Raw genomic sequence first — 20,936 nt, 5'->3', positions numbered from 1 at the left:
CCCGTGCGTGTAATTCCAGCTACTTACAACACGAATGTGCCGAAGTCAGGAAAATCACCGTGGTCGCGACCGGGGTAGAAAATTATATCGATAAAAGGGTGACCGATATAATTTCGGAACAGCCGTACAGTCCCGATATAGAGGAAGACCTAGACATACCAACTTTCGTCAGAAGAAGAGAAAGAATCGCCCGCTAAGAACACGCCGAGCGGTGTCAGACAACCTCGGATCTGCCTTCCTTAAGGAATGGCAGGTCCACCCTCGGGGTATCGATCCACAGCCCCTCAATGTCGTAGAACTCCCGGACGGGCCGGTAGAACACGTGGAGAACCACGTCCACGAGGTCAAGCAGCACCCATCGGCCTTCGGAGATACCTTCGGTCCCGAATATTTTTACTCCGTGTTTTTTAAGTTCCCGTTCAACGCTCTCCACTATGGTCCGCACTCCCCTGTCGGAGTTCGCGCTGCACACAACGAAATAATCCGCCACGTCGCTTTTTTCCCTAATTTCCAGAATTACGGGGTCCTCCGCCTTCTTCTCCCGGGCGGCGCGGGCGACAAACAAGGCTTTTTCCTTGGGCTCTATGGTTTTTCCTCCAGCTGGTATAGGCCGTTTTCCGCTATGTATCCCTCCACTTCCCGCGCGACCAGATACCTGAGGGAGTTGCCCCGGCGCGCAAGTTCCCTGACCTCGGTCGAAGAAACCCTTATACCGGCGATATTTACGAAAAACAGCTCATTTGAGCTTTTGTGAGCAAAAACGTCCATACTCCTGTCATTATAAGAATATCGAAAGTCATTTTCGAGGGCAAGAGGAATTGGACTAGCGGAATCAGCAAAGTCGTAACCGGGTCGGCGAAGAACAACGAAGCTTGAGTAGTTAAAAAGCTCCGAGAAATCTTTCCACATGTCTATTTCCGCAAAAAGTTCGCAACCCATTATAAAATAATGCTGGTTTTGCGGATTGCTTTCGTTAAGCGTCCTGAGGGTATCGATAGTGTAGGAAGGAGGTTCCCTGCGGAGTTCCATATCGGAAACCCTGAAACGGGGATTACGCTTTACTGAGAGGTTAAGCATATTGAGCCTGTGGGAGGGGGAGGCCATGGTTTCTGAGCTTTTATGAGGAGAGACAAGAGTCGGAATGAAGACCACCTCGTCAAGCTTCAGTTTTTCGCTTATCTCCTCGGCGGCTCTCAGGTGACCCGCATGCACAGGGTCGAACGAGCCGCCCATAAGCCCTACCCTCATATGTAACCCTCTATCATCATTTCATCGCCGAACCTTCTGACCTTAATATTCTTGATATTGATCGCTTCCTCAATCGATTGCTTTCCAAGGTCCCCGATCATACTCATCCCGTCACCTCCTATAATCTTTGGCGAGTAAAAGAAAACTACCTTGTCAACCAGGCCCTCACGGAGAAAACAGGCTCCCACCCTGCTTCCACCTTCAACCAGAACTCCGCACATTCCCATGGACCCGAGTTCATTAAGAAGGTCCGCTGCAGACACACGGCCCGCTGAATCGGATTTTAATCTCAGGATCTCGGCACCAAGTTCACGAAACTTCTTTTCCTTAAGCTTTCCCGGCCTCTCCGTAGTGGCTATTATGGAGCGTGGGTGAGTGCTGAAAATCTTCGCTTCGGGTGGAATACGAAGCTTTGAATCCATAATCACCGGAACCGGCTGCCGCACGTTTCCCCTAACGAGTCGAACGTCAAGTCCCGGATCATCCGTAAGCACCGTGTTTATCCCGACAATTACTGCGTCCACCTTCTTTCTGAGACGATGGGCCATTTTTCTCTGCCTCAGGCTCCCTATCCACTTGGAATCACCTGTTACGGAAGCTATCTTGCCGTCAATGGTCGAGGCGGATTTTAAGATTACGAAGGGAAGCCCCGAAACGACGTGCCTGTTGAAAAACTCGTTTATTTCCGCGCATTCCCTCTCAAGCACGCCTGTTCTTACTGCTATCCCGTTTTTGCGGAGCTTGGCCACCCCTTCTCCGCTTACTTTCGGGTTAGGATCAATGGCTCCCACAACAACATCCGATATGCCCGAGGCTATTATGGCGTCGGTACATGGAGGAGTAAGCTTTTCGGTATGACAGCAGGGTTCAAGCGTCACGTAGAGCGTGGCACCCTTAAGAGAAATTCCTTTTTTGGCGGCATCTAAGAATGCTTCTATTTCCGCATGCGGGGACCCAGCTTTTTTATGGTAGCCGCTGCCCACAATCCGTCCCCCAACTACGCAGACAGCACCGACCATGGGATTGGGACTGGTGCACCCTTCTCCCCTGAGGGCAAGCCTCAGGGCCTTTTTCATAAATTCCCTGTCATCTCGAGCGGACATCAAAAAACCTAGTGCAAAGCCTCCTTGTCCGATGTGAAAAGCGCCCTTGTGAACTGTTCGGCGTCAAATTCCCGCAGGTCCCCGAGACCCTCCCCAACTCCTATATATTTCACAGGAAGACCTAACTGTTCCGCTATTGCCACTATTATTCCCCCCTTGGCGGTCCCGTCGAGCTTAGTAAGCACTATACCGGTCACCCCGATTGCCTCGCCAAAAACCCTAGCCTGCTCCACGGCATTCTGCCCAGTAGTTGCATCAACGACAAGGAGAGTTTCATGGGGGGCTCCCTCGAGTTCACGTGCTACCACTCTCCTCAGCTTCTTGAGTTCGTCCATAAGCCCCGTTTTCGTGTGAACCCGCCCGGCGGTATCTATTATAAGCAAGTCAATACCCCTTGAAACTGACGCCTTTACCGCATCGTAAGCTACGGCGGAGGGGTCCGCCCCGGTCTGGCCACGAAGAAAATCGCTTCCCACCCGTTCCGCCCACACCCCGAGCTGCTCAACCGCAGCCGCCCTGAATGTGTCGGCGGCGGCTACCATTACCTTTTTTTCTTCCCGTGTGAACCTGTTGGCGATTTTTCCTATGGAAGTAGTTTTCCCGACGCCGTTAACTCCCGCCACCATGAAAACCGTCGGTTTGGCGGAAAGCTCAACCACCGGACTCTCAACTCCCCTTAGAATGTCGAGGATCTCTTTTTCAAGAAGGCTTTTTATTTTCTCCATGTCTCCACCATCCCCTACCCCAACAGCAGATGAGACTTTCTCTCGCAGCTTCGCAGTGGTCGCAACTCCCATATCCGACATTATGAGTACCTCCTCGAACTCATCCCAGGCTGCGTCATCAATCTTCCCGGATGAAAAAACATGCTCAAGATTCTGAAGAATCCCCCTGCGAGTTTTGGAAAGTCCGAAGCTGAGTCTCGAGAAGAAATCCCCTTCCGTATCATCTTCTTTTTCTTCCGCAACAACTTCCTCCTCCGGCTCTTCGGGAACCTTGGTTTCCTCCGGTTCCTCTTCGGCTTTCGGTTCTTCGGGTTCAGCTTCAGTTTCTTCAGGGGAAATCGGCTCTTCGGAAACCTCGATCGGTTCAGCAACAGGTACGGAATCCGCAGGCGGCGTCACAATATCTTCTTCCACAGCTACAGGTTCGGGCGCGGTAAACTGCGGTTCAGGCGCAGTCTCGACAACTTGCCCGGGTGCGGCTTCCGGAGCGGGGGGTTCGGGCGGTGGCTCCACCTCTTCAGGTTCAGCGGAAACGGCCTCGGGCTGCTGCTGCGCCACGGTCTCCGGCGCAACTTCTTTCTTCCTGAAAAGAAAATAAACCGCCGCAAGTACGGCGACTGCTATAGCGACCGGAATCGCAATCTCCAGATCAATATGGGTTCCAAGCCCTGATAGAAGTTCAGTAGCCTCTTTCATATGGCCTGTCCGGTTGAAAACAGTTTTTTGCCGATAAAAAACGGTCCTAGGCTTTCAAGGTGCCTTGAAGTCTGCTGCGTCTTTCTCATCCTCTCCACCAGCGCGGAAAGAGGATAGAGATCTCTGCCCAGAATTCCTATCACGAAATCATTGTCATTTTTGTCAAGACCGTGGCTCGCAAGACGGATGTCCTTTGCGTATCCCGCATCCCCGAACTGAAACCCTACCTTGCCGTGTTCCCCGAGAACAGCTCTTTGCTCCTCGTAAGGGAGAGTTTCAAAGGCCTTAGCCCTCCTGAGCGGATACCATATGGCCCAGACAAGTTCCGGGTCAAAGATTTTCTGCTTCGGGCCCGAAATCAGGGTTCTTTCGAGTTCCTTTTCATAACCAAGCGAGTACGTCCTTCCGAGCATCGTGTACTCAGGCTTCGGCTTAAGTGTGGCAAAAGAGGAGTCAGAGAGAAATTGCCTGAGTTCCGTGACGAAAAATTCGGGAGTCTCGCTCATGGTCAAAAGGCCTGCGCCTTTGTAATCATTTACGTCCGAATAAAGAACCGCCGCTAAGGAAGAGTTCTCAAGATCCCGAACCAAAAGGGATTCAAGCACCGGATCAATACCCCCGAAACCCAGAAACTGCATGAAAAGCCTTCTGTCAAGAGACTCGCCTCCCCTTCCTTTCTCGCTTAAGTCAAGCTGATTGTCTGTGGGTTTGCTCATATTTCATCACCGGACTTAGGGGTTAAGTATCTATGATTTAAGGGCCTAACTCAATGCGATAAATCTCAATCGAGCCGCTGTGGTATAGTATTATAGAGAAGTGAGGACGGGGGTAATGCCGAATAAGCCCAGTTTTTCCGATTTAGCTTACAAAAACAAAAAGAAAGTAACCCGTAAACAGCGGTTCCTTGAAAAAATGGACGAGATTTTACCGTGGGAACTACTGCTTGAACCCATACTAAGCAAATACCCGAAGTCGCGTAAAGGGCGCCGACCCGTTCCGGCCAAGGTTATGCTGCGAATTTATCTGATGCAGCAATGGTACGGCTTGTCGGACCCGGCAATGGAAGAAAGCCTTTATGACACTGAGTCCATGCGCCGCTTTGCCGGTGTGTCAATGCAGAGGATTCCGGACGAGACTACTATTTGCAAGTTCCGCCACTTTCTGCTGAGGCACCAAATAACCGAAGGGCTGCTCCGTCTCACCGGGGAGTGCTTATCAGAATGCGGCTTAACGGTGAGCAAAGGCAATATTGCCGAACCCAGAATACGCAGGGTAAGACAAAAAGCCGACGCAGGCAAAAGATAGAAAAAGGGCAGATCACCACCCTTCCCCTCTCAAGTAGATACACTTCGAAATCAACAACAAGCCGATTGTAAAGTGAGACTCAGAACTTTCCTTTCAGAAATTCCACTTTTTAATGTCCGGCATTATCTTCAGGAAGGAATGCACAAATAAAAGAAAACTTATGTGGAAGTATCGCGGTTCTTCTGAGCCGGTTCAGGCACCAGGTGGTCTTACTGGTGCATCATGTTCAGAAAGTCCGTATTGCTTTTAGTTCCCCGGAGCTTGTCGAGGAGAAACTCCATTGCTTCGGTGGTGTTCATCGGATTGAGGATTTTTCGAAGAAGCCATATGCGGTTAAGCTCGGACTCCGCAATAAGAAGCTCTTCCTTTCTGGTTCCCGATCTCTGAAGATCTATGGCAGGAAACACCCTCCTCTCCGCAAGGCGACGGTCAAGATACACTTCCATGTTTCCCGTTCCCTTAAACTCCTCAAAGATAACCTCGTCCATGCGGCTCCCGGTATCTATAAGGGCGGTAGCTATTATGGTAAGGCTTCCTCCCTCCTCCGTGTTTCTCGCCGCCCCGAAAAATCTCTTGGGTCGCTGAAGAGCGTTTGCCTCTATTCCTCCGGAGAGCACTTTCCCGCTTGCGGGAGTCACCGTGTTGCTCGCTCTTGCAAGCCTGGTAAGGCTGTCGAGCAAGATAACGACATCCTTTCCGTGCTCGACATATCTTTTAGCCTTCTCGATCACCATGTCGGCAACCTGTATGTGCCTTTGCGCCGGTTCATCGAAAGTCGAACTCACGACTTCCCCCTTGACCGACCTCTGCATGTCGGTGACCTCCTCCGGGCGCTCATCTATGAGCAGAACGAAAAGCTCAATTTCGGGGTGATTCTCGGTTATCGCATTGGCTATTCTCTGGATTATTATGGTCTTGCCAGTGCGGGGAGGAGCCACTATCACGGCTCTTTGCCCCTTCCCCACGGGCACGAAAAGATTCATCACCCTCGAGCAGAATTCGTCTTTCTCATATTCAAGATCTATTTTCTCTTCCGGGTGAAGGGGAACGAGTCCCTCAAAAGGCGTTCTCTGCCTGCATATCTCCGGAGAGTCGTAGTTTGCCTCCTCTATTTTGAGAAGGGCCAGGTTCTTTTCCCCTTCTCTCGGGAGCCTCACAAGGCCTTTTATCGTGTCCCCGGTTTTCAGGCTGAAAGATCTTATCTGGGATTTCGAAACGTATATGTCGTCCGGACTAGGCAGATAGCTGTATTTGGGAGACCTCAGAAAACCATAACCTTCGGCCAGGATTTCAAGCACCCCTTCGGCTATTATGGAACCATGGCTTTCACTCTGTGCCTTGAGCAGGGAATAGATAAGGTCCTGCTTCGCCATTCTGGCGGTATCTTCAATGCCGGCCTGCCTGCTAAGTTTTATCAGGTCCGAGGGCTTTTTCGCTCTGAGATCGTTCAGGTAAAGCAGCTTGCCGTTTCCGTTTTTCTGCTCTCCCTTTTTCTGGACAGCATCCGCAGCTTCCGCTTTAGAAACTTTTGCCATACGGTAAAACTCCTTGAACTAAGGCATTGTTAAATTTTTTGGTTCAAAAAATAATCGAAATCTTTTGAAGTGTCAGGAATGCGACAATCTCGCGCGTTAAGAGTTCGAAATGAAAAATCAGTACAACCGATATAGTTAATAGTATTGCCGCGTAACAAGCTTGTCAATATCTAAAATCGAACTTGCCAAGAGAAAAGTCTGATCCGCAGAAAATCCACACCGCTTTTCCATGAGAATCCCGTTCCTGCCTGACAAGCGTATTTAACACCTAGTACCATGCGGCTGAAACTACTTTTAGTAAATACACACAATGAGGAAAAATGTCAAGATGTTTTGGTCTCAGCAGCGCTCCCCGCACGTATAGGGAAGTTTCCGAAGCGCTGTGGCAATTTGAGGGGATTTTCGGTTATACTTTACGCGAGAATATGCAGAAACGGAGAAACAAGGGGGTGAGCTAAGATGGCGGGTCATTCCAAATGGGCGAATATAAAACACAGAAAAGCCGCAGTTGACGCCAAGAGGGGAAAGATATTCACCAAGCTTATCAGGGAGCTTACGGTCGCCGCTAAGGAAGGAGGAGGCGATCCGGAATCCAATCCGCGTCTTCGCACCGCTGTAGCAACTGCGAAGGGTGCCAACATGCCCAACGACACGATAGAAAGGGCCATAAAACGGGGCACCGGGGACATCGAGGGAGTAGTCTACAACGAGATATTTTACGAAGGGTACGGACCCGGCGGAAGCGCCGTATACGTAAAGACCCTTACCGATAACAGAAACAGAACCGTCTCTGAAATAAGAAGAATATTCACCAAACACGGCGGAGGGCTCGGGGAGAACGGCTGCGTTGCGTGGATGTTCGATCTTAAGGGAAGAATCGCGTTTGCCGAAGACTCGGTTGATGAGGATGCTCTTTTCGATCTGGTAATAGACGCGGGGGCTGACGACGTGTGCACCGAGGACAGCGATATCGTGGTTATAGCACCCACAGAGAACTATGAAACCGTAAAGAGAGCGGTCTCCGACGCCGGAATACAGTACGAATCGGCCGAAGTCACCATGATACCGCAGACAAACGTTAGAATCGAGGGCCGGGACGCCGAACACATGATAAGATTGATGGAAGCGCTTGAAGACAGCGACGATGTCCAGAACGTGTACGCCAACTTCGATATAGACGAGCAGTTACTCGAGGCAATTGGATAAAATTTCCGACACCAGGGTCATGGGAATTGACCCCGGATCAAGATCCTGCGGCTACGGAATCGTGGACGGCGCAGGAAACCGGTTAAGCTACGTAACCAGTGGAACAATCACCCCTGTGCCCGGAAACTCCGCTTCTGAAAGACTGAATGATATCTATGTCGGGATCCTGAGGGTAATTGACGATTACGCTCCCTCGGTCGTATCAATCGAGGAGATGTTTTTCGCTAAGAATGCGAGAAGCGCCATAAAACTCGGCCAGTCTAGGGGCATAGCGATCCTGGCGGCGGCGCAGAGAGGAATCCCGGTAAGCGAGTACGCACCCACCAGAGTAAAGCTCGCCCTGACCGGCAGAGGAAGAGCAGGCAAGGAAGAGATGCAGAAAATGCTTTCCTACATGCTCGGAGTCAGCGAATTTCAAAGCACAGACGAGTCAGACGCACTCGCGATTGCGATCTGCCACTTAAGTCTTTCAAAATACGGACTGCCGGACGGCACTATTGGCAGTGCGGGAAACCGGCGCAGGAAAAAGAGATTCACCGTAAATGATCTATCTGCTTAGAGGCGCAATCGCTTGTAAGGAAATCGGGACCGTAGTCATTGACGTAAACGGGGTCGGTTACGGCGTTACCGTTCCACTTTCGACTTACTATGATCTCGGAGCCGTGGGAGAGGAAGTTGAACTCAAAATACATACAAGCCAGAGGGAAAACAGCATTGAATTGTTCGGGTTTCTCACCGAAGCGGAGAAAAAACTCTTTGAAAAACTCATCGGCGTTTCCGGCATAGGACCGAAAGCGGCCACGAACGTGCTTTCGAACATTTCCACCTCAGAGCTTGTAAGATCCATAGTAAGCGGGGACTTGGCGCAGAAAAAAATCCGTGGCATCGGCACCAAAACCGCTACCAAGATAGTAAACGAGCTTAAGGACAAGCTTGATGACCTTGCGGCGGACGAAGAGTCCTCGATATCGAACACCATGCTTAACGACACGATTTCCGCGCTACTTAACTTAGGTTACACGAGGGCCGAGGTGAAAAAGAAAACCCCCGAGATCAAAAAAATCATTGAGGTCTCGGGTTCCATAGAGAATGTGCTTCGGGATTCTCTTAAGGTGATAAGAAACTAAATGTCACAGAACACAAGAAAAACCGTTTCGCCCGAATACACGGAAACAGACGAGCTTACGGACGTAAATCTCCGTCCTGCTTTTCTTCGGGACTTTATCGGGCAACCGAACGTTAAGGAACAGGTCGCCATATTCATCGGTGCCGCCAAGGCAAGAGGCGAAGCCCTAGACCATGTCCTTCTCTCCGGTCCCCCAGGACTTGGAAAAACCACTCTCGCCCACATATTCGCAAATGAACTCGGCGTGGGGCTGCACCTTACCTCGGGGCCCGTTCTCGAAAGAACGGGAGATCTCGCTTCCATGCTTACCAATCTCGACGAAAAGGACGTGCTTTTCGTCGATGAAATACACAGGATAAACAGGGTCGTAGAAGAATATCTTTATTCCGCTATGGAGGATTTCAAAATTGACCTCATGATAGGAGAAGGCCCAACGGCAAGATCGGTGAAAATAAACCTTAACAGGTTCACCCTAATAGGAGCAACAACCAGAACAGGGCTTCTCACTTCCCCGTTTCGTTCCCGTTTCGGGGTTGAACTCAGGCTTGACTACTACAGTACAGAAGAGCTCTCAAGCATAGTAAAAAGATCCTCCGGCATTCTTGGGGTCGAGATAACAGACGAAGGGGCCCGCGAGATGACCTCGAGGGCAAGAGGAACCCCCAGAATAGCCAACAGGCTTCTTAAGAGAGTAAGGGACTACTCCCAGATGAAATCGGACGGGCGGATAACCGAAATCGTGGTCAGGGACGCCCTTTCGATGCTTGAGATAGATTCAAGGGGTCTTGATAACCTCGACAGGGCGATACTTATCTCCATAATCGAAAAATTCGGAGGGGGTCCCGTAGGAATAGACACTATCTCAGCCGCGGTGAGCGAGGACAAGGACACAATAGAAAACGTCTACGAACCCTTCCTGATAAGAGAGGGGCTAGTAGAAAAAACCCCTAGGGGAAGAAAGGCTACGAAACTCGCCTACAGACATTTGGGACTCAGCCCGAGTGAAGGTCAGCCAAAACTTCTCTGATCCACGCAAAAACCTGAAAACATTCAGTCAAGGGGGATTTCCCTTATGAATTCATCCCAGTGATTCCCGGAAATGGAGTCTATTATTTTTCTCGGTTCCTTGTAACCTTTCTCCCCGGGAAACAGTTTTCCGTATACCTCATCCCTCACCTCAAGCCACCTGTCTATCGCCGCGTAGTTCTTGAATTTTACCACGGTTTTGTAGGTCCAAAGCGGCTTTATGGTATGTATTCTCTGTGAATACATCCTGTAATCGTCAGCGGTGATACCCATCTTTTTCATTTCCTGCCAGAAAGGAAAAAGACGAGTTCTGTATACCCTGAGAAACTCCTCGCGGTTCTCTGGCGCTACAGTATAGAAACTTTCTTCCACCACAATCGTGTATCTGTCCTCCTCCGCGTGAACTGCCGCGGCAGTCACGAGGGAAAAAATCAGGATGAAGATAGCTGAAAAACAGTGCTTTCTTGACATTTTGATCCCTCCATTGAGCGGATTATTCACGGATGTTCGCAAACCCCGCACGGTCTTCCAATTCTACCTGACAGCAAAGTTATGTTTAATTCCCCAAAACGGGTAAAATAGTTTAGTTAAGGTTTTCTGTCTGATTTTTATCAGCAGTTATCTTTTCGCACGGCATCTGGTTATCCGGCCGCCTGCCGCCCGCGACATGGCTTGAGAAATTTACCGACGGAACCGGAATTTTCGAATTTCGCCTAAGCACCCTTTATGAATCTGTTCACGGAAGGAACAAACAACATATTAATGCTGCTTGTAAGCACCGGGCCTGTGGTCAAGGCCGTGCTTCTGCTTTTAGTTTTCATGTCAGTTTTTTCCTGGGCGATTATCTACACAAAATTTCGTCTTCTAAGAAGTTCTTCCAAGAAATCAACCGCGTTTCTCAACCTTTATCATTCAAACGAAGACATGAGGGCACTTCTCTCCTTCTCGGAGAAAGTAGGTGGCCCGGTTGCGGAGTTGTTCAGGGCAGGCTACGCGGAAGTGGTGAAAACGGAGAAGAAGAAAAGCCGGGGAGAACTCGATCCTAAGGAATCCGGAGACATTTCTTCCCGTTCCGAATCTGTAGACCTGGTGGAAAGGGCGCTTAACAGGGCGATGACCAAAGAAGCTTCAAAGCTGGAAAAGTCCTTGGTTTTCCTCGCAACCACCGGCAGTTCAGCTCCGTTCATAGGGTTGTTCGGAACCGTGTGGGGCATTATGAACTCCTTTATAGGACTTGCGGGAAGCAAAGGGGTCCCCTCGCTTGAGGTCGTGGCTCCAGGAATCGCGGAGGCTCTTATAGCAACCGCTATCGGTCTTGCGGCCGCCATCCCCGCCACAATAGCTTACAACTACTTTGTCAACCGGGTAAGGGCCATGGAGGTGGAAATGGAGCATTTCTGTGCCGGATTTCTTAACACGGCGGAAAGGTATCTAAACAGGTAGCGGGGAATTTCGCCTCATGGCAGCGGGAAAATTCAACACCGGCTGGCGCAGGTCAGTCCTCTCAGAGATAAACGTCACTCCCTTTGTTGACGTAATGCTGGTTCTTTTAGTTATTTTCATGGTCACCACCCCAATACTTTATCAGGGAATCAGGGTAAACCTTCCGCAAACGGCATCTTCTAAAATCCCGGTCAAAAACCAGAAACAGATAACTGTGACCGTAACCGGGTCCGGAAATATATTTCTCGAAGACACTAGCTACTCCCTTTCAGAAATCGCCACAGCTCTCGGTAAATTAATGGCGGCCGAGGGAACCACGCCCGAGAGCGGACGGGTTTTTCTCAGAGCGGATAAATCAGTCAAATACGGATTCGTGGTAAAGGTCATAGACGAGATAAAGAAAACCGGTGTTGAAAAGCTAAGCCTGATCACGGAATCAAAAAACATAAAGGACAAATAAGCGGACATGTAAAAAGATGAAGGGAGAAAAGAATAATTTTCGCAAAGGGCTTTTTATTTCCCTGGGTCTTCATCTGCTGATTGTCTGTCTGCTTGCTCTTGGGGTCGGGAGGCACGGGCAAGTTTCCCCCGAGCAATCAATAGAAGTGTCACTCTCGACCCAAGTTCCGCGCGCCAGCAAGAAAAAATCAGTTGTTAAGGCTCCCAGCCGTCCCAAGAAACCGGAGAAAAGCGCAAAGAAAATCAAAAAACCTGCCAAGGAACAAGTAAAACCTCCTCAGAAAAAGAAAAAAGCGGACCCGGTGACGGCGAAAAAAGAAAAAAGCCCGGATCCCCCTACGCCGCAAACAAAACCAGACGAGAAGCCGAAAGAACCTGCTGCAGCAAGCGAAGAGACGCCACCGCGCACAGAACCCGAAACGGAAAAGGAAGAAGCGGTCGCCGAGAAAAAAGCTCTTGAATCCGAGAAAAAAGAAGTGATCAGGAACATCAAAAAGGAATCCGTTCTAAGCGACATCAAGAAAAGTGCCGAACAAGCGTCTGTCGAACCGGCTTCCAAAGAATCCGCCCCGGGAGTCATCTCACTTGTGCTTGACGTCTATTACAGAACAATATCGAAACGGATACAGAGAAGCCTGGTACTGCCACTTAACATAGATTCCGGTATCCTTCTCGCGGCTCAGGTAAATTTTTACATGAAAGAAACCGGCGAGGTCTACAATGTGGGAATAGAAAGAAGCTCCGGAAACCTTAAGTTCGATTCTTACTGTATAAAGGCCGTAAACGACGCTTCGCCGCTTCCCCCTCCGCCAAGTGAGTTGAGAGAAAGGATAAAATCGGATTTCTTTGTCATCTCCTGTGAAAGCAAAAAGTGATTCCCATGCGGCTGATACTCGTAAGACACGGAAAAACAGACTGGAACGAGACCGGAAGATGTCAGGGGATAAGTGATGTTCCGCTTAACCCCGCCGGAATAGAACAGGCGGAGAAAGTGGCTTTCTCTCTTAAGGACGAGAGTATCGACCGCATATACTCGAGCAACCTTGTAAGGGCGAAGACGACGGCAGCGAAAATCGCCGCGTACCACTCAATTGACATTGATATGAGGGATGATCTTCGGGAGATGGATCAGGGAATTTTTGAGGGGCTTGATTTCTCCTATATAAGGGAGAAGTATCCCGACGTGCTTGAACACTGGCGCAAAGACCCGGAAACCCTGCAGTTACCAGGCGGAGAGTCATTAAAAGGCGTTCAGCAAAGGGCTCTTGACGCCATAGTAGATATCAAAAGCCGCTTCGAATCGCAGAACATAGTGGTCGTAAGCCACAACATGGTCATAGGGACACTGTTTTGCAGTTTTACCGGAAGCTCCCTTAAAAAATTGCGCGATTACATAGTAGATGAAGCCTCAAAAAGCGTTGTTGAAGTATACGACGGCAGGTTCGTTATAATATCCTTTAACGATATCGATCACCTGGGCCTTCCCGTCGAGTAAGTCAGGCAGCAAAAACTCATGAAGGACGAAATACTGAAAATCATAAAAGAGTCCGTGGATTCGCTCGCGTTACCCGGAAGCCCGATGGGAAACGAGACAGAGTTCGAGGTATCGGTACCGAAAAAAAAGGAATTCGGTGATTTCTCCACGAATGCGGCGCTTGTTATAGGAAGCATGAAGGGCAAAAATCCCCGTGAAGTCGCGCAAGAAATAGTCGAGGCCATAGAGCAGCGCCAGCACGGTTTCATAGAAAGGCTTGATATTGCGGGGCCGGGATTCATAAATTTTTTCGTTAACGAAACCCTGTTCGAATCACAACTTAGAGAGATTCTTCGTCTCGGCGAAAAGTACGGAGCCTCACGCGAGGGCTCCGGGCAGAGAGTGATAGTTGAATTTGTAAGCGCCAATCCTACGGGCTATCTTCATTTCGGCCACGCCCGAAACGCCGTTGTCGGAGACTCGGTGTGCAGAATGCTTTCCTTTTGCGGATACGAAGTAATCAGAGAATTCTACATAAATGACGCGGGCAGGCAGATGGATATGCTCGGCGAGTCGGTATACTCGGCTCTCGCACGGTCCTGCGGACTCGCAAGAGAGCTTCCGGAAGACGGCTATCACGGCGAGTACATCTCAGAACTCGCCGGGGAAATAAAAAAATCGGAAGAATGCCCTCAAGTGCCCGGGGATGAATCGGAAGCTATCGAGTTCTGCAGGGAGTTTGCTTACTCAAGGCTTCTTGAGGAAATAAAAACTGACCTTCTGGACCTGAGGGTGAATTTTGACAACTGGTACAGCGAGAGAATCGAAATACACGGTCGCGGTTCTGAAGAAAGAAAACTGGACAAGACTCTTGCCAAACTCGAGGATCTTGGGACAGTTGAAAGAAAGGAACAGGCACTCTGGTTCAAGGCTTCCCTGTACGGGGACGGCAAGGACTGGGTAATAATAAAAAAAGACGGTGCTCCGACTTACTTTCTATCCGACATAGCCTACCACATGGATAAATATTCAAGAGGATTTTCCAAGTTAATAAACGTCTGGGGAGCCGATCACCACAGCCACGTATTGCGTCTTAAGTCCTCTATGAAGGCTCTCGGCCTTGATGAATCTTCCCTGCATGTGCTCCTTATACAGTTCGTAAGGCTCGTAAGAGAGGGGGTGGAAGTTCCGATGTCGAAAAGAACGGGAGATTTCGTTACCCTCCGCGAAGTGCTCCGCGAGGTTGGGTGTGACGCCACGAGATTCTTCTTGCTCATGAGAAGCTCCGACAGCCACCTTGATTTTGATCTTTCCCTGGCGAAAAAGGAGTCCAGCGAAAATCCCGTTTACTACGTTCAGTACGCAAACGCCAGAATTTCAAGTCTGATGAGGAACTCAGAGGAAGCGGGGATTAGCGCCTCGGAGGAGCATCTTAATCTCCTTTCAAACGACGAGGAACGAAACATAATGAAAATACTTCTCAGATTCCCCGAGGTAGTCCGTTCGGCGGCCGAATCGCTTTCCCCGCACAAAGTGGTTTATTATCTTCAGGAATTGGCGGCCGAGTTCCATTTTTATTACAATAAGACGAGAATTCTGGACTCGGAGAACACCGACATGGCCTCCGCGAGACTCTGCCTAGCACGCTACGTACAGGTGGTAATAGAAAACGGTCTCGGTCTTCTCGGAATAAACGCCCCCAGAAGCATGTAAAATGGCTGAAGAGAAAAAAGAAAAAAATCCCCGGATTCTACGGCTTTCCCTAGTTTTTCTCATTGTTTTCACAATGGTGTTTTCCTTGGGAGTCGTGGTGGGGAAAAAATTCATCCCTGCGGACGAGCCTATCTCGGCGGAGAAATCTCCCGGACTGCTGGAAAAACTGTTTTCGTTTGTCTCGCAAGAGAAAACCCCAAGCGACGAAGCGGAAGAACTGGCCGCTACTCCGGATGAAAAAGACACATCCGCCCGTGACAAGTACCTGTCGGCGATGATCAATCCTGACCATAAATACACCATTCAGGTCAGCTCTTTCCTGAGCAAAAAAGTCGCTAACCGAACCGTGAGATTCTACAAAGACAAGGGATATCCTGCTTTTATAAGGGAGTACTCGCCTTCTGAAATCACAACTTTCTACAGAGTGAGGATAGGAACCTTTCAATCCAAGGAACAGGCACGGGAATACGGAAACGAAATAAAGGGAAAAGAAAGGGATTTCAAGTTCTACGTAACTGTTAACGACTGAACGACAGAGGACAGCCATACGTCGTCTACCCCAATAGACTACAGAGGAAATTACAGGGTATTATCTTTTTATGGAAAACGGCTGGTCAAAACCTAGCTCCGAGGAAGCTGACGAGAGGTCTAAAACCGGGAGAAAACCGGACTCTAGCAAACTTCTCTCAGGCGGGATCAAGTCCTGGTGGGTCTTTCTTATGAAACCCATAGAGGACTTTCTTATAGAAAGGGAGTTTCGCCCCAACGTACTCACCATTACCACCCTGATAGTTTCCGCACTTGCGGGGTGGTTTTTCCATCTGGGCATGATCTTCATAGCTGGAGTTCTGCTGCTGGCCGGCTCGACTTTTGACATTTTCGATGGAAGGGTGGCACGAGCCCAAGGCCTTAATTCACCCAGAGGAGCTTTTTTTGACTCCTGCGTGGACAGGTACTCAGAAGTTCTTATCTACTTGGGTCTTCTGAGCTTTTTCAGAGACACTTTTTTCGTTTATATCGTCTTCCTCATAGTCAGCTGTTCCATGATGGTCAGCTACACAAGGGCCAGGGCCGAGGGGCTTGGAATCGACTGCGAAGTGGGAATAATGCAGAGAGCCGAGAGAGTAGTTTACTTGGGGGTCCTCTCGACGTTTAACTTCCTTGGCAACATAGTTACCTTTCTTATGGGGCTTGGAAACAGGGATTACCTTCTGAAGCTTTCAATCCTCATTCTCTTCGTCTTTTCCTTCTACACCTCAATACAGAGAATGGTTCACGTAATGAGCAAGATGGAGAAAGCCGAAAACGGCGGGACTGACGGGACTGGATGAGTCGCGGACTAGGAGGTTCTCTCCCTTATTCTGCTGGCTTTTTTTGAAAGGCCTCTTAGGTAGTAAAGCTTGGCTCTTCTCACACGGCCTTTTCTTTTTACTTCTATTTTCCCTATAAGGGGGGAATGCAGGGGAAAGATTCTCTCGACACCTATACCGTAGGAAACCTTCCTGACCGTGAAAGTTTCCCTGAAGCCCGAACCCTTTCTGGCTATCACGGTACCTTCAAAAACCTGGATCCTTCTCCTTTCACCTTCCTTGATGTTGTAGTGGACCGATACCGTGTCCCCAGCTCGAAATTCCGGCAGGTCCGTTCTCAGGTGCTTTTTTTCAATTTCTGCTATAATTCCCATTTTATCAATTTTCCTTTTCGCGGGATGTTGAATATACAGAACCTCATGGGGATTGTCAAAATATTAAAAGGGCTTTTTTTCGGTTGCTTCAGGAAGCTTCCCGAGACATCCGTCCCAGCCGGTTTCAGCGGATCAGACTCCGCAGGAAAGCAGTCTGTCAAGCACTATGGCGGCCGCACTTCTCACCGAAAGATGGTTGAATTCACTATAGCCGCTTATGGGTTTCAGCACGTAGTCAGCTGCTTTTATTGTCTCAAGCGTGAGTCCCCATCCCGTACCGAAAAGAATCAGAAAAGGCTCCGTGTTTTCGAATATTTTTTCCCGAAGCACCCGGTAGCCAGTCATGTCGTCTGAAAAGCGGGCGTCAGTAACCACTATCTTCGGTTTTTTCCCTTCGATTTCCTCTATCTGCTCGACGGCCTCCTCAATAGTACTCATTATGGTTATGATCCCGAAAGCCTTGCTTTTGGTCTCGTTAAAACTCCTTCCCTCTCCCTCGATCCAGTGATCGACGAGTCTGCCCGCAAGGCGGCGCTGCTCTTCGACAGGGTTTATCAGATAGAATTTTTTGACTCCGTATGTAGTGGCGTCCCTTGATATGTCGTGCGCGTCTATGCTCTTAAATGCAGTCGAGATGACTTCAAGACGGTTATTATACGCCGGGTAATGCACAAGGGCTATGTAAACCCTAAAATCCGGAGAATTGCCGACCTTGAGTTCCTTTAGGAAAGCGTCTTCTTCCTTGGAAAGTTGGGCGTCGTCAAGGGAAGCGGGGTTGTGGATGAAAGTACTTTTTATGCTCTCCTGCCTCCTCCATTTCCTTATTTTCTCGTGGTCCCCTGAAAGAAGCAGTTCGGGGACTTTCTTTCCTCTGTATGTTCGCGGCTTCGTATACTGAGGATACTCAAGAAGCCCGTTTGTAAGAGACTCAGAGGAAAGAGACTCAGTGTTTCCGAGAACCCCTGGAAGGTATCTTGATACGGCATCCACTATCAGGGAACATGCGTATTCTCCCCCGGAATTTATGTATTTCCCGGTTGATATCTTCATATCAACGTATAGTTCGCTCACCCTGTCATCCACACCTTCGTACCGACCGCAGAGGATTATCAGCTGCTCAAACCCGCAAAGTTCTTGCGCCTTGCGGTCATCAAATTCCTCTCCCTTGGGAGTCGTCAGAATTACGGCGGAGCGAAGCCCCTTTTCTCTTATACGACCGATGGCATTCCCTATCGGTCCCGGGGTCATAAGCATTCCGCTCCCCCCTCCGTACGGAGTATCATCAGTTTTTCCATGCTTCTCCGCTGAATAAGTTCTCAGGTCGTGGACGTTTATCTCCACGGCCTTGTTTTCAACGGCCCTGCTTATTACTCCGAATGAAAAAACGGAATCAAAAAAACCGGGAAAGATTGTCACTATGTCAAACTTCATCGCAGTATCACCGGAATTACTCGAGGAGCCCCTCTACTGGTTCCACGGTGATCATCGAACCGTCAAGGTCCACCGCGGTCACGAACCTTTTGACAAACGGAACCAGGAATTCCCGCCCCTGTTCCGGACTTTTTATCACGAGAATGTCGTGTCCACCCGTATCGATAAGATCCCTTACCTCTCCAATATTATCTCCGTGGGAGGTGCGGACCCGAAGCCCGATGAGGTCAGTCCAGTAATATTCATCTTCTCCCGGGGGGTGTAAATCGTTTTTTTCGAGCAGAACATGGAGATTCTTAAGTGCGTCGGCAGCCTCGGGGGTATCGATGTCCTTTAGCTTAACAATTGCGACGTTTTTCTGGATTTTTATCTGGGACAGAGTGAATCTTCGGGGTTCTTCCTGATCGGGAATTTCTACATAGATTTTTCCTACCCCGGAGAGGGTTTCGGGATGCCCGCCGAAGGCGAACACTTTCACTTCACCGTAAAGACCATGTCTTTTGGTTATCTTCCCGTAGAGAACAAGGGTTTGTTTCGCGCTTTCCGGCAATGCTATTCAAGGATCTCCAGGACGGCGCGTTTTTTCATTTTTGCGGCCGAGGCGCTCAATATGCTGCGAATCGCCTTTGCGGTTCTCCCCTGTTTTCCGATTACCTTCCCCAAGTCTTCGGAGGCTACTCTAAGCTCAATAACCGTAGTTTTCTCGCCCGCCACCTCTGTCACCTGAACCTCCTCGGGGTTGTCGACAATGGATTTAGCCATGAATTCGACAAACTCTTTGAGCTGACTCATAGGAGCATCCCTCCTGAAACTATAATCTTTGTGTATGAATTTTCACGTGGAAGAAAATGTGCTACGTAACCTGCGATATGAGCTTGCTTACCCTGTTGGTTGCCTTGGCGCCGTTATCAATCCACGCTTTCACTCTTTCCATGTCTACCTTGAGTTCGTGAGGTTTTTTCCGCGGGTCGTAATGTCCCAGTATTTCAAGAAACTTTCCGTCGCGCGGGGAACGGACATCCGCAGCGACTATCCTGTAAAACGGCCTCTTCTTAGATCCCATCCTGCTCAATCTTATCTTGACCAAACTACTGTTACCTCCTGAAGTCGGGGTTAAAGATATGTTCCCGTCATCTGAATTTCGTCATTCTTTTTGCTAGTTTACCCATTTTCCCCATGTTTTTCATCATGTTTCGCATCTGTATGTAGTTTTTTACCATGCGGTTCACATCAGGCACTGTAGTTCCGCTTCCCTTGGCGATTCTTTTTCTGCGACTGCCGTTTAGAATAGCATGATTCCTTCTTTCGGACATCGTCATGGAATTGATTATCGCAAGGCTCTTTTTTATCTCATCCTCCGCCTTCGCTATCGCTTCAGGGTTATCGGTAACCTTTTTCATCCCCGGGACCATGTGGGCTATGCTTTCTATTGAGCCGAGCTTGCTCATGGCCAGTATCGATTCCCTGTAATCTTCGAGGGAGAACTGCTTTTTCGATATTCTCTCCGCGAGTTTTTTCGTTCTTTCCTCTTCAAAGGCATCCTCCGCCTTTTCTATGAGGCTGAGGACATCTCCCATTCCCAAGATTCTCGAAGCTATTCTCTCGGGGTGAAAAACCTCAAGTGCGTCGGCTTTCTCTCCCGTTCCGAAAAACTTTATAGGCTTGCCGGTGGTGGCCTTTATCGAAAGGGCCGCCCCTCCTCTCGCGTCCGCATCCATCTTCGTGAGAATTACGCCGTCGAGATCAACGGCGTCATCAAAACTCTGCGAAACGTTCACGGCATCCTGTCCCGTCATCGAGTCGGCAACAAGGAGGATTTCATGGGGATTTACCTTCTTCTTTATGCTTCCCAGTTCATCCATTAGCTCGCGGTCAAGATGAAGGCGTCCGGCCGTGTCTATGATCACCGCGTCCGCCCCATGTTTCGCCGAGGCAGAGACCGCATCCGCGCACACGTCCACGGGGTCAGAACCGGCCACGGTATCGTAGACGCTTACGTCTATTTTTTCTCCGAGCACCTTGAGCTGCTCTATCGCGGCAGGACGGTAGATATCGGCGGGAACCAGAAGCGGGGTCTTGCCATAGCGTTCCTTGAGAAACTTGGCAAGCTTCGACGCCGTGGTGGTTTTTCCCGAACCCTGAAGCCCAACCAGCATTATTATCACGGGCGGCGCGACGCTCAGATTCAGAGGTTCGTTTTCCAGCCCCAGAATGCCGGTAAGTTCTTCTTTGACTATCTTTACGAACTGCTGTCCCGGGTTGAGACTCTTTTCGACTTCCCGGCCCAGTGCTCTTTCCTTGACAAGCTCGGTGAACTGGCGGACCACCCTGAAATTGACATCCGCTTCAAGAAGGCTGAGACGCACTTCGCGAAGTGCGTCCTCTATGTTCTTTTCGCTGAGTTTTCCGTAGCCCCCTATTCTCTTGAGGGTGGTGCCGAGTTTTTTCGAGATTCCTTCAAACATCGCTTCGCTGAGCTCTGGTTCCAAGATCCTGAGGGTCACGACTGCAATTTATATAATACCGGAATTAAGAAATACAATCTTTCCGCAATTAAGGCAATAAGGGATTCGAGAGCCTGCACTGACACAGTGGCAAAGTTCACTTGACTTGACTAGGGGGGGGGTAGATTATCGTATTAGCAAAATTGACTCATGGAGGTGATGAAATATGAGCGGCAGGTTTCTGCGTGTTTACATCCTTGCCCTTGCTCTGGGGCTTTTTCCTTTGTATGGCTGCGGAGGGGGAGGAGGGGGAGGAGG

General features: G+C 49.5%; 25 protein-coding genes. 12 read left to right on the top strand and 13 right to left on the bottom strand.

Translation table 11 applies throughout. The annotated features are described in order from the left end of the window. Window positions 1–214: 214 nt before the first annotated feature. Genes rsfS through F4Z13_04415 form a run of 5 tightly spaced genes read right to left on the bottom strand, consistent with a single transcriptional unit; the run spans window position 215 to window position 4,488 of the window. Complete coding sequence (gene rsfS / locus F4Z13_04435) at window positions 215–586, bottom strand: ribosome silencing factor (protein MXZ48485.1); 372 nt, start codon at window positions 584–586, stop codon at window positions 215–217. Continuing rightward, the gene (locus F4Z13_04430) at window positions 583–1,248 is read right to left on the bottom strand and encodes a nicotinate-nucleotide adenylyltransferase (protein MXZ48484.1); all 666 of its coding nucleotides are present in this window, start codon (window positions 1,246–1,248) and stop codon (window positions 583–585) included. Before F4Z13_04430 ends, rsfS begins: the two co-directional genes overlap by 4 nt. Beyond that, complete coding sequence (gene ribD / locus F4Z13_04425; protein MXZ48483.1) at window positions 1,245–2,351, bottom strand: bifunctional diaminohydroxyphosphoribosylaminopyrimidine deaminase/5-amino-6-(5-phosphoribosylamino)uracil reductase RibD; 1,107 nt, start codon at window positions 2,349–2,351, stop codon at window positions 1,245–1,247. The genes F4Z13_04430 and ribD overlap by 4 nt, the downstream gene beginning before the upstream one ends. Before the next feature lie 8 nt (window positions 2,352–2,359). Further along, on the bottom strand, window positions 2,360–3,772 hold the full coding sequence (gene ftsY, locus F4Z13_04420) for a signal recognition particle-docking protein FtsY (GenBank protein MXZ48482.1): 1,413 nt from the start codon (window positions 3,770–3,772) through the stop codon (window positions 2,360–2,362). Further along, the gene (locus tag F4Z13_04415; protein MXZ48481.1) at window positions 3,769–4,488 is read right to left on the bottom strand and encodes a chlorite dismutase family protein; all 720 of its coding nucleotides are present in this window, start codon (window positions 4,486–4,488) and stop codon (window positions 3,769–3,771) included. Before F4Z13_04415 ends, ftsY begins: the two co-directional genes overlap by 4 nt. 115 nt (window positions 4,489–4,603) lie before the next feature. On the opposite strand from F4Z13_04415, the gene F4Z13_04410 reads away from it, so the two are divergent. After that, entirely contained in the window at window positions 4,604–5,077 is a 474-nt protein-coding gene (locus tag F4Z13_04410) for a transposase (GenBank protein ID MXZ48480.1), read from the top strand. Between the two features lie 209 nt (window positions 5,078–5,286). Here F4Z13_04410 and rho read toward each other — a convergent pair whose 3' ends face one another. Continuing rightward, complete coding sequence (rho, locus tag F4Z13_04405; GenBank protein ID MXZ48479.1) at window positions 5,287–6,612, bottom strand: transcription termination factor Rho; 1,326 nt, start codon at window positions 6,610–6,612, stop codon at window positions 5,287–5,289. A gap of 459 nt (window positions 6,613–7,071) precedes the next feature. Here rho and F4Z13_04400 point away from each other — a divergent pair, with 459 nt between their 5' ends. The 4 genes from F4Z13_04400 to ruvB are packed head-to-tail and all read left to right on the top strand — an operon-like array spanning window position 7,072 to window position 9,971. After that, window positions 7,072–7,818 carry a YebC/PmpR family DNA-binding transcriptional regulator gene (locus F4Z13_04400; GenBank protein ID MXZ48478.1) on the top strand — a complete coding sequence of 249 codons (747 nt, stop codon included), beginning with the start codon at window positions 7,072–7,074 and terminating at the stop codon, window positions 7,816–7,818. Continuing rightward, window positions 7,811–8,377: a crossover junction endodeoxyribonuclease RuvC gene (ruvC, locus tag F4Z13_04395; GenBank protein MXZ48477.1), complete on the top strand. Its 567-nt coding sequence runs from the start codon at window positions 7,811–7,813 to the stop codon at window positions 8,375–8,377. Before F4Z13_04400 ends, ruvC begins: the two co-directional genes overlap by 8 nt. Further along, complete coding sequence (ruvA, locus tag F4Z13_04390; GenBank protein MXZ48476.1) at window positions 8,361–8,945, top strand: Holliday junction branch migration protein RuvA; 585 nt, start codon at window positions 8,361–8,363, stop codon at window positions 8,943–8,945. The genes ruvC and ruvA overlap by 17 nt, the downstream gene beginning before the upstream one ends. After that, entirely contained in the window at window positions 8,946–9,971 is a 1,026-nt protein-coding gene (ruvB, locus tag F4Z13_04385; GenBank protein MXZ48475.1) for a Holliday junction branch migration DNA helicase RuvB, read from the top strand. A gap of 23 nt (window positions 9,972–9,994) precedes the next feature. On the opposite strand, the gene F4Z13_04380 is transcribed toward ruvB, so the two are convergent. Next, the gene (locus F4Z13_04380; protein ID MXZ48474.1) at window positions 9,995–10,441 is read right to left on the bottom strand and encodes a hypothetical protein; all 447 of its coding nucleotides are present in this window, start codon (window positions 10,439–10,441) and stop codon (window positions 9,995–9,997) included. 255 nt (window positions 10,442–10,696) lie between these two features. On the opposite strand from F4Z13_04380, the gene tolQ reads away from it, so the two are divergent. The 7 genes from tolQ to F4Z13_04345 all read left to right on the top strand — a co-directional run bounded on the left by tolQ (window position 10,697) and on the right by F4Z13_04345 (window position 16,390). Further along, complete coding sequence (gene tolQ, locus F4Z13_04375; protein ID MXZ48473.1) at window positions 10,697–11,413, top strand: protein TolQ; 717 nt, start codon at window positions 10,697–10,699, stop codon at window positions 11,411–11,413. Between the two features lie 16 nt (window positions 11,414–11,429). Further along, on the top strand, window positions 11,430–11,873 hold the full coding sequence (gene tolR, locus F4Z13_04370; GenBank protein ID MXZ48472.1) for a protein TolR: 444 nt from the start codon (window positions 11,430–11,432) through the stop codon (window positions 11,871–11,873). 16 nt (window positions 11,874–11,889) lie between these two features. Further along, on the top strand, window positions 11,890–12,747 hold the full coding sequence (locus F4Z13_04365; GenBank protein MXZ48471.1) for a TonB family protein: 858 nt from the start codon (window positions 11,890–11,892) through the stop codon (window positions 12,745–12,747). 5 nt (window positions 12,748–12,752) lie between these two features. Next, on the top strand, window positions 12,753–13,367 hold the full coding sequence (locus F4Z13_04360; protein MXZ48470.1) for a histidine phosphatase family protein: 615 nt from the start codon (window positions 12,753–12,755) through the stop codon (window positions 13,365–13,367). A gap of 18 nt (window positions 13,368–13,385) precedes the next feature. Beyond that, window positions 13,386–15,059, top strand: a complete 1,674-nt coding sequence (locus F4Z13_04355; protein ID MXZ48469.1) for an arginine--tRNA ligase — start codon at window positions 13,386–13,388, stop codon at window positions 15,057–15,059. Between the two features lies 1 nt (window position 15,060). After that, window positions 15,061–15,588 carry an SPOR domain-containing protein gene (locus F4Z13_04350; GenBank protein MXZ48468.1) on the top strand — a complete coding sequence of 176 codons (528 nt, stop codon included), beginning with the start codon at window positions 15,061–15,063 and terminating at the stop codon, window positions 15,586–15,588. A 70-nt stretch (window positions 15,589–15,658) separates the two neighbouring features. Beyond that, complete coding sequence (locus tag F4Z13_04345; protein MXZ48467.1) at window positions 15,659–16,390, top strand: CDP-alcohol phosphatidyltransferase family protein; 732 nt, start codon at window positions 15,659–15,661, stop codon at window positions 16,388–16,390. An 8-nt stretch (window positions 16,391–16,398) separates the two neighbouring features. Here the strand turns inward: F4Z13_04345 and F4Z13_04340 are convergent, their stop codons facing one another. The 6 genes from F4Z13_04340 to F4Z13_04315 all read right to left on the bottom strand — a co-directional run bounded on the left by F4Z13_04340 (window position 16,399) and on the right by F4Z13_04315 (window position 20,639). After that, entirely contained in the window at window positions 16,399–16,743 is a 345-nt protein-coding gene (locus F4Z13_04340; protein ID MXZ48466.1) for a 50S ribosomal protein L19, read from the bottom strand. A 132-nt stretch (window positions 16,744–16,875) separates the two neighbouring features. Next, the gene (trmD, locus tag F4Z13_04335; protein MXZ48465.1) at window positions 16,876–18,174 is read right to left on the bottom strand and encodes a tRNA (guanosine(37)-N1)-methyltransferase TrmD; all 1,299 of its coding nucleotides are present in this window, start codon (window positions 18,172–18,174) and stop codon (window positions 16,876–16,878) included. Between the two features lie 16 nt (window positions 18,175–18,190). Continuing rightward, window positions 18,191–18,730: a 16S rRNA processing protein RimM gene (gene rimM / locus F4Z13_04330; GenBank protein ID MXZ48464.1), complete on the bottom strand. Its 540-nt coding sequence runs from the start codon at window positions 18,728–18,730 to the stop codon at window positions 18,191–18,193. Continuing rightward, the gene (locus tag F4Z13_04325) at window positions 18,727–18,966 is read right to left on the bottom strand and encodes a KH domain-containing protein (protein MXZ48463.1); all 240 of its coding nucleotides are present in this window, start codon (window positions 18,964–18,966) and stop codon (window positions 18,727–18,729) included. Before F4Z13_04325 ends, rimM begins: the two co-directional genes overlap by 4 nt. Before the next feature lie 61 nt (window positions 18,967–19,027). Further along, window positions 19,028–19,261: a 30S ribosomal protein S16 gene (gene rpsP / locus F4Z13_04320; GenBank protein MXZ48462.1), complete on the bottom strand. Its 234-nt coding sequence runs from the start codon at window positions 19,259–19,261 to the stop codon at window positions 19,028–19,030. Window positions 19,262–19,304: 43 nt separating this feature from the next. Further along, window positions 19,305–20,639, bottom strand: coding sequence for a signal recognition particle protein (locus F4Z13_04315; GenBank protein MXZ48461.1), 1,335 nt, complete (start codon window positions 20,637–20,639; stop codon window positions 19,305–19,307). Window positions 20,640–20,936: the final 297 nt, after the last annotated feature.

Source organism: Candidatus Dadabacteria bacterium (genome assembly GCA_009837205.1).
GTDB lineage: Bacteria > Desulfobacterota_D > UBA1144 > Nemesobacterales > Nemesobacteraceae > Nemesobacter.
The sequence above is the reverse complement of the archived record's forward strand: the minus strand, read 5'-3'. Positions and strand labels throughout refer to the sequence as shown.

What these genes read in the sequence shown, in the direction of transcription:
- F4Z13_04430 (MXZ48484.1), bottom strand. Translation starts at nt 1,248, where the DNA reads ATGAGGGTAGGGCTTATGGGCGGCTCGTTCGACCCTGTGCATGCGGGT.
- ribD (MXZ48483.1), bottom strand. Translation starts at nt 2,351, where the DNA reads ATGTCCGCTCGAGATGACAGGGAATTTATGAAAAAGGCCCTGAGGCTT.
- ftsY (MXZ48482.1), bottom strand. Translation starts at nt 3,772, where the DNA reads ATGAAAGAGGCTACTGAACTTCTATCAGGGCTTGGAACCCATATTGAT.
- F4Z13_04415 (MXZ48481.1), bottom strand. Translation starts at nt 4,488, where the DNA reads ATGAGCAAACCCACAGACAATCAGCTTGACTTAAGCGAGAAAGGAAGG.
- F4Z13_04410 (MXZ48480.1), top strand. Translation starts at nt 4,604, where the DNA reads ATGCCGAATAAGCCCAGTTTTTCCGATTTAGCTTACAAAAACAAAAAG.
- rho (MXZ48479.1), bottom strand. Translation starts at nt 6,612, where the DNA reads ATGGCAAAAGTTTCTAAAGCGGAAGCTGCGGATGCTGTCCAGAAAAAG.
- F4Z13_04400 (MXZ48478.1), top strand. Translation starts at nt 7,072, where the DNA reads ATGGCGGGTCATTCCAAATGGGCGAATATAAAACACAGAAAAGCCGCA.
- ruvA (MXZ48476.1), top strand. Translation starts at nt 8,361, where the DNA reads ATGATCTATCTGCTTAGAGGCGCAATCGCTTGTAAGGAAATCGGGACC.
- ruvB (MXZ48475.1), top strand. Translation starts at nt 8,946, where the DNA reads ATGTCACAGAACACAAGAAAAACCGTTTCGCCCGAATACACGGAAACA.
- F4Z13_04380 (MXZ48474.1), bottom strand. Translation starts at nt 10,441, where the DNA reads ATGTCAAGAAAGCACTGTTTTTCAGCTATCTTCATCCTGATTTTTTCC.
- tolQ (MXZ48473.1), top strand. Translation starts at nt 10,697, where the DNA reads ATGAATCTGTTCACGGAAGGAACAAACAACATATTAATGCTGCTTGTA.
- tolR (MXZ48472.1), top strand. Translation starts at nt 11,430, where the DNA reads ATGGCAGCGGGAAAATTCAACACCGGCTGGCGCAGGTCAGTCCTCTCA.
- F4Z13_04365 (MXZ48471.1), top strand. Translation starts at nt 11,890, where the DNA reads ATGAAGGGAGAAAAGAATAATTTTCGCAAAGGGCTTTTTATTTCCCTG.
- F4Z13_04360 (MXZ48470.1), top strand. Translation starts at nt 12,753, where the DNA reads ATGCGGCTGATACTCGTAAGACACGGAAAAACAGACTGGAACGAGACC.
- F4Z13_04355 (MXZ48469.1), top strand. Translation starts at nt 13,386, where the DNA reads ATGAAGGACGAAATACTGAAAATCATAAAAGAGTCCGTGGATTCGCTC.
- F4Z13_04350 (MXZ48468.1), top strand. Translation starts at nt 15,061, where the DNA reads ATGGCTGAAGAGAAAAAAGAAAAAAATCCCCGGATTCTACGGCTTTCC.
- F4Z13_04345 (MXZ48467.1), top strand. Translation starts at nt 15,659, where the DNA reads ATGGAAAACGGCTGGTCAAAACCTAGCTCCGAGGAAGCTGACGAGAGG.
- F4Z13_04340 (MXZ48466.1), bottom strand. Translation starts at nt 16,743, where the DNA reads ATGGGAATTATAGCAGAAATTGAAAAAAAGCACCTGAGAACGGACCTG.
- trmD (MXZ48465.1), bottom strand. Translation starts at nt 18,174, where the DNA reads ATGAAGTTTGACATAGTGACAATCTTTCCCGGTTTTTTTGATTCCGTT.
- F4Z13_04325 (MXZ48463.1), bottom strand. Translation starts at nt 18,966, where the DNA reads ATGAGTCAGCTCAAAGAGTTTGTCGAATTCATGGCTAAATCCATTGTC.
- F4Z13_04315 (MXZ48461.1), bottom strand. Translation starts at nt 20,639, where the DNA reads ATGTTTGAAGGAATCTCGAAAAAACTCGGCACCACCCTCAAGAGAATA.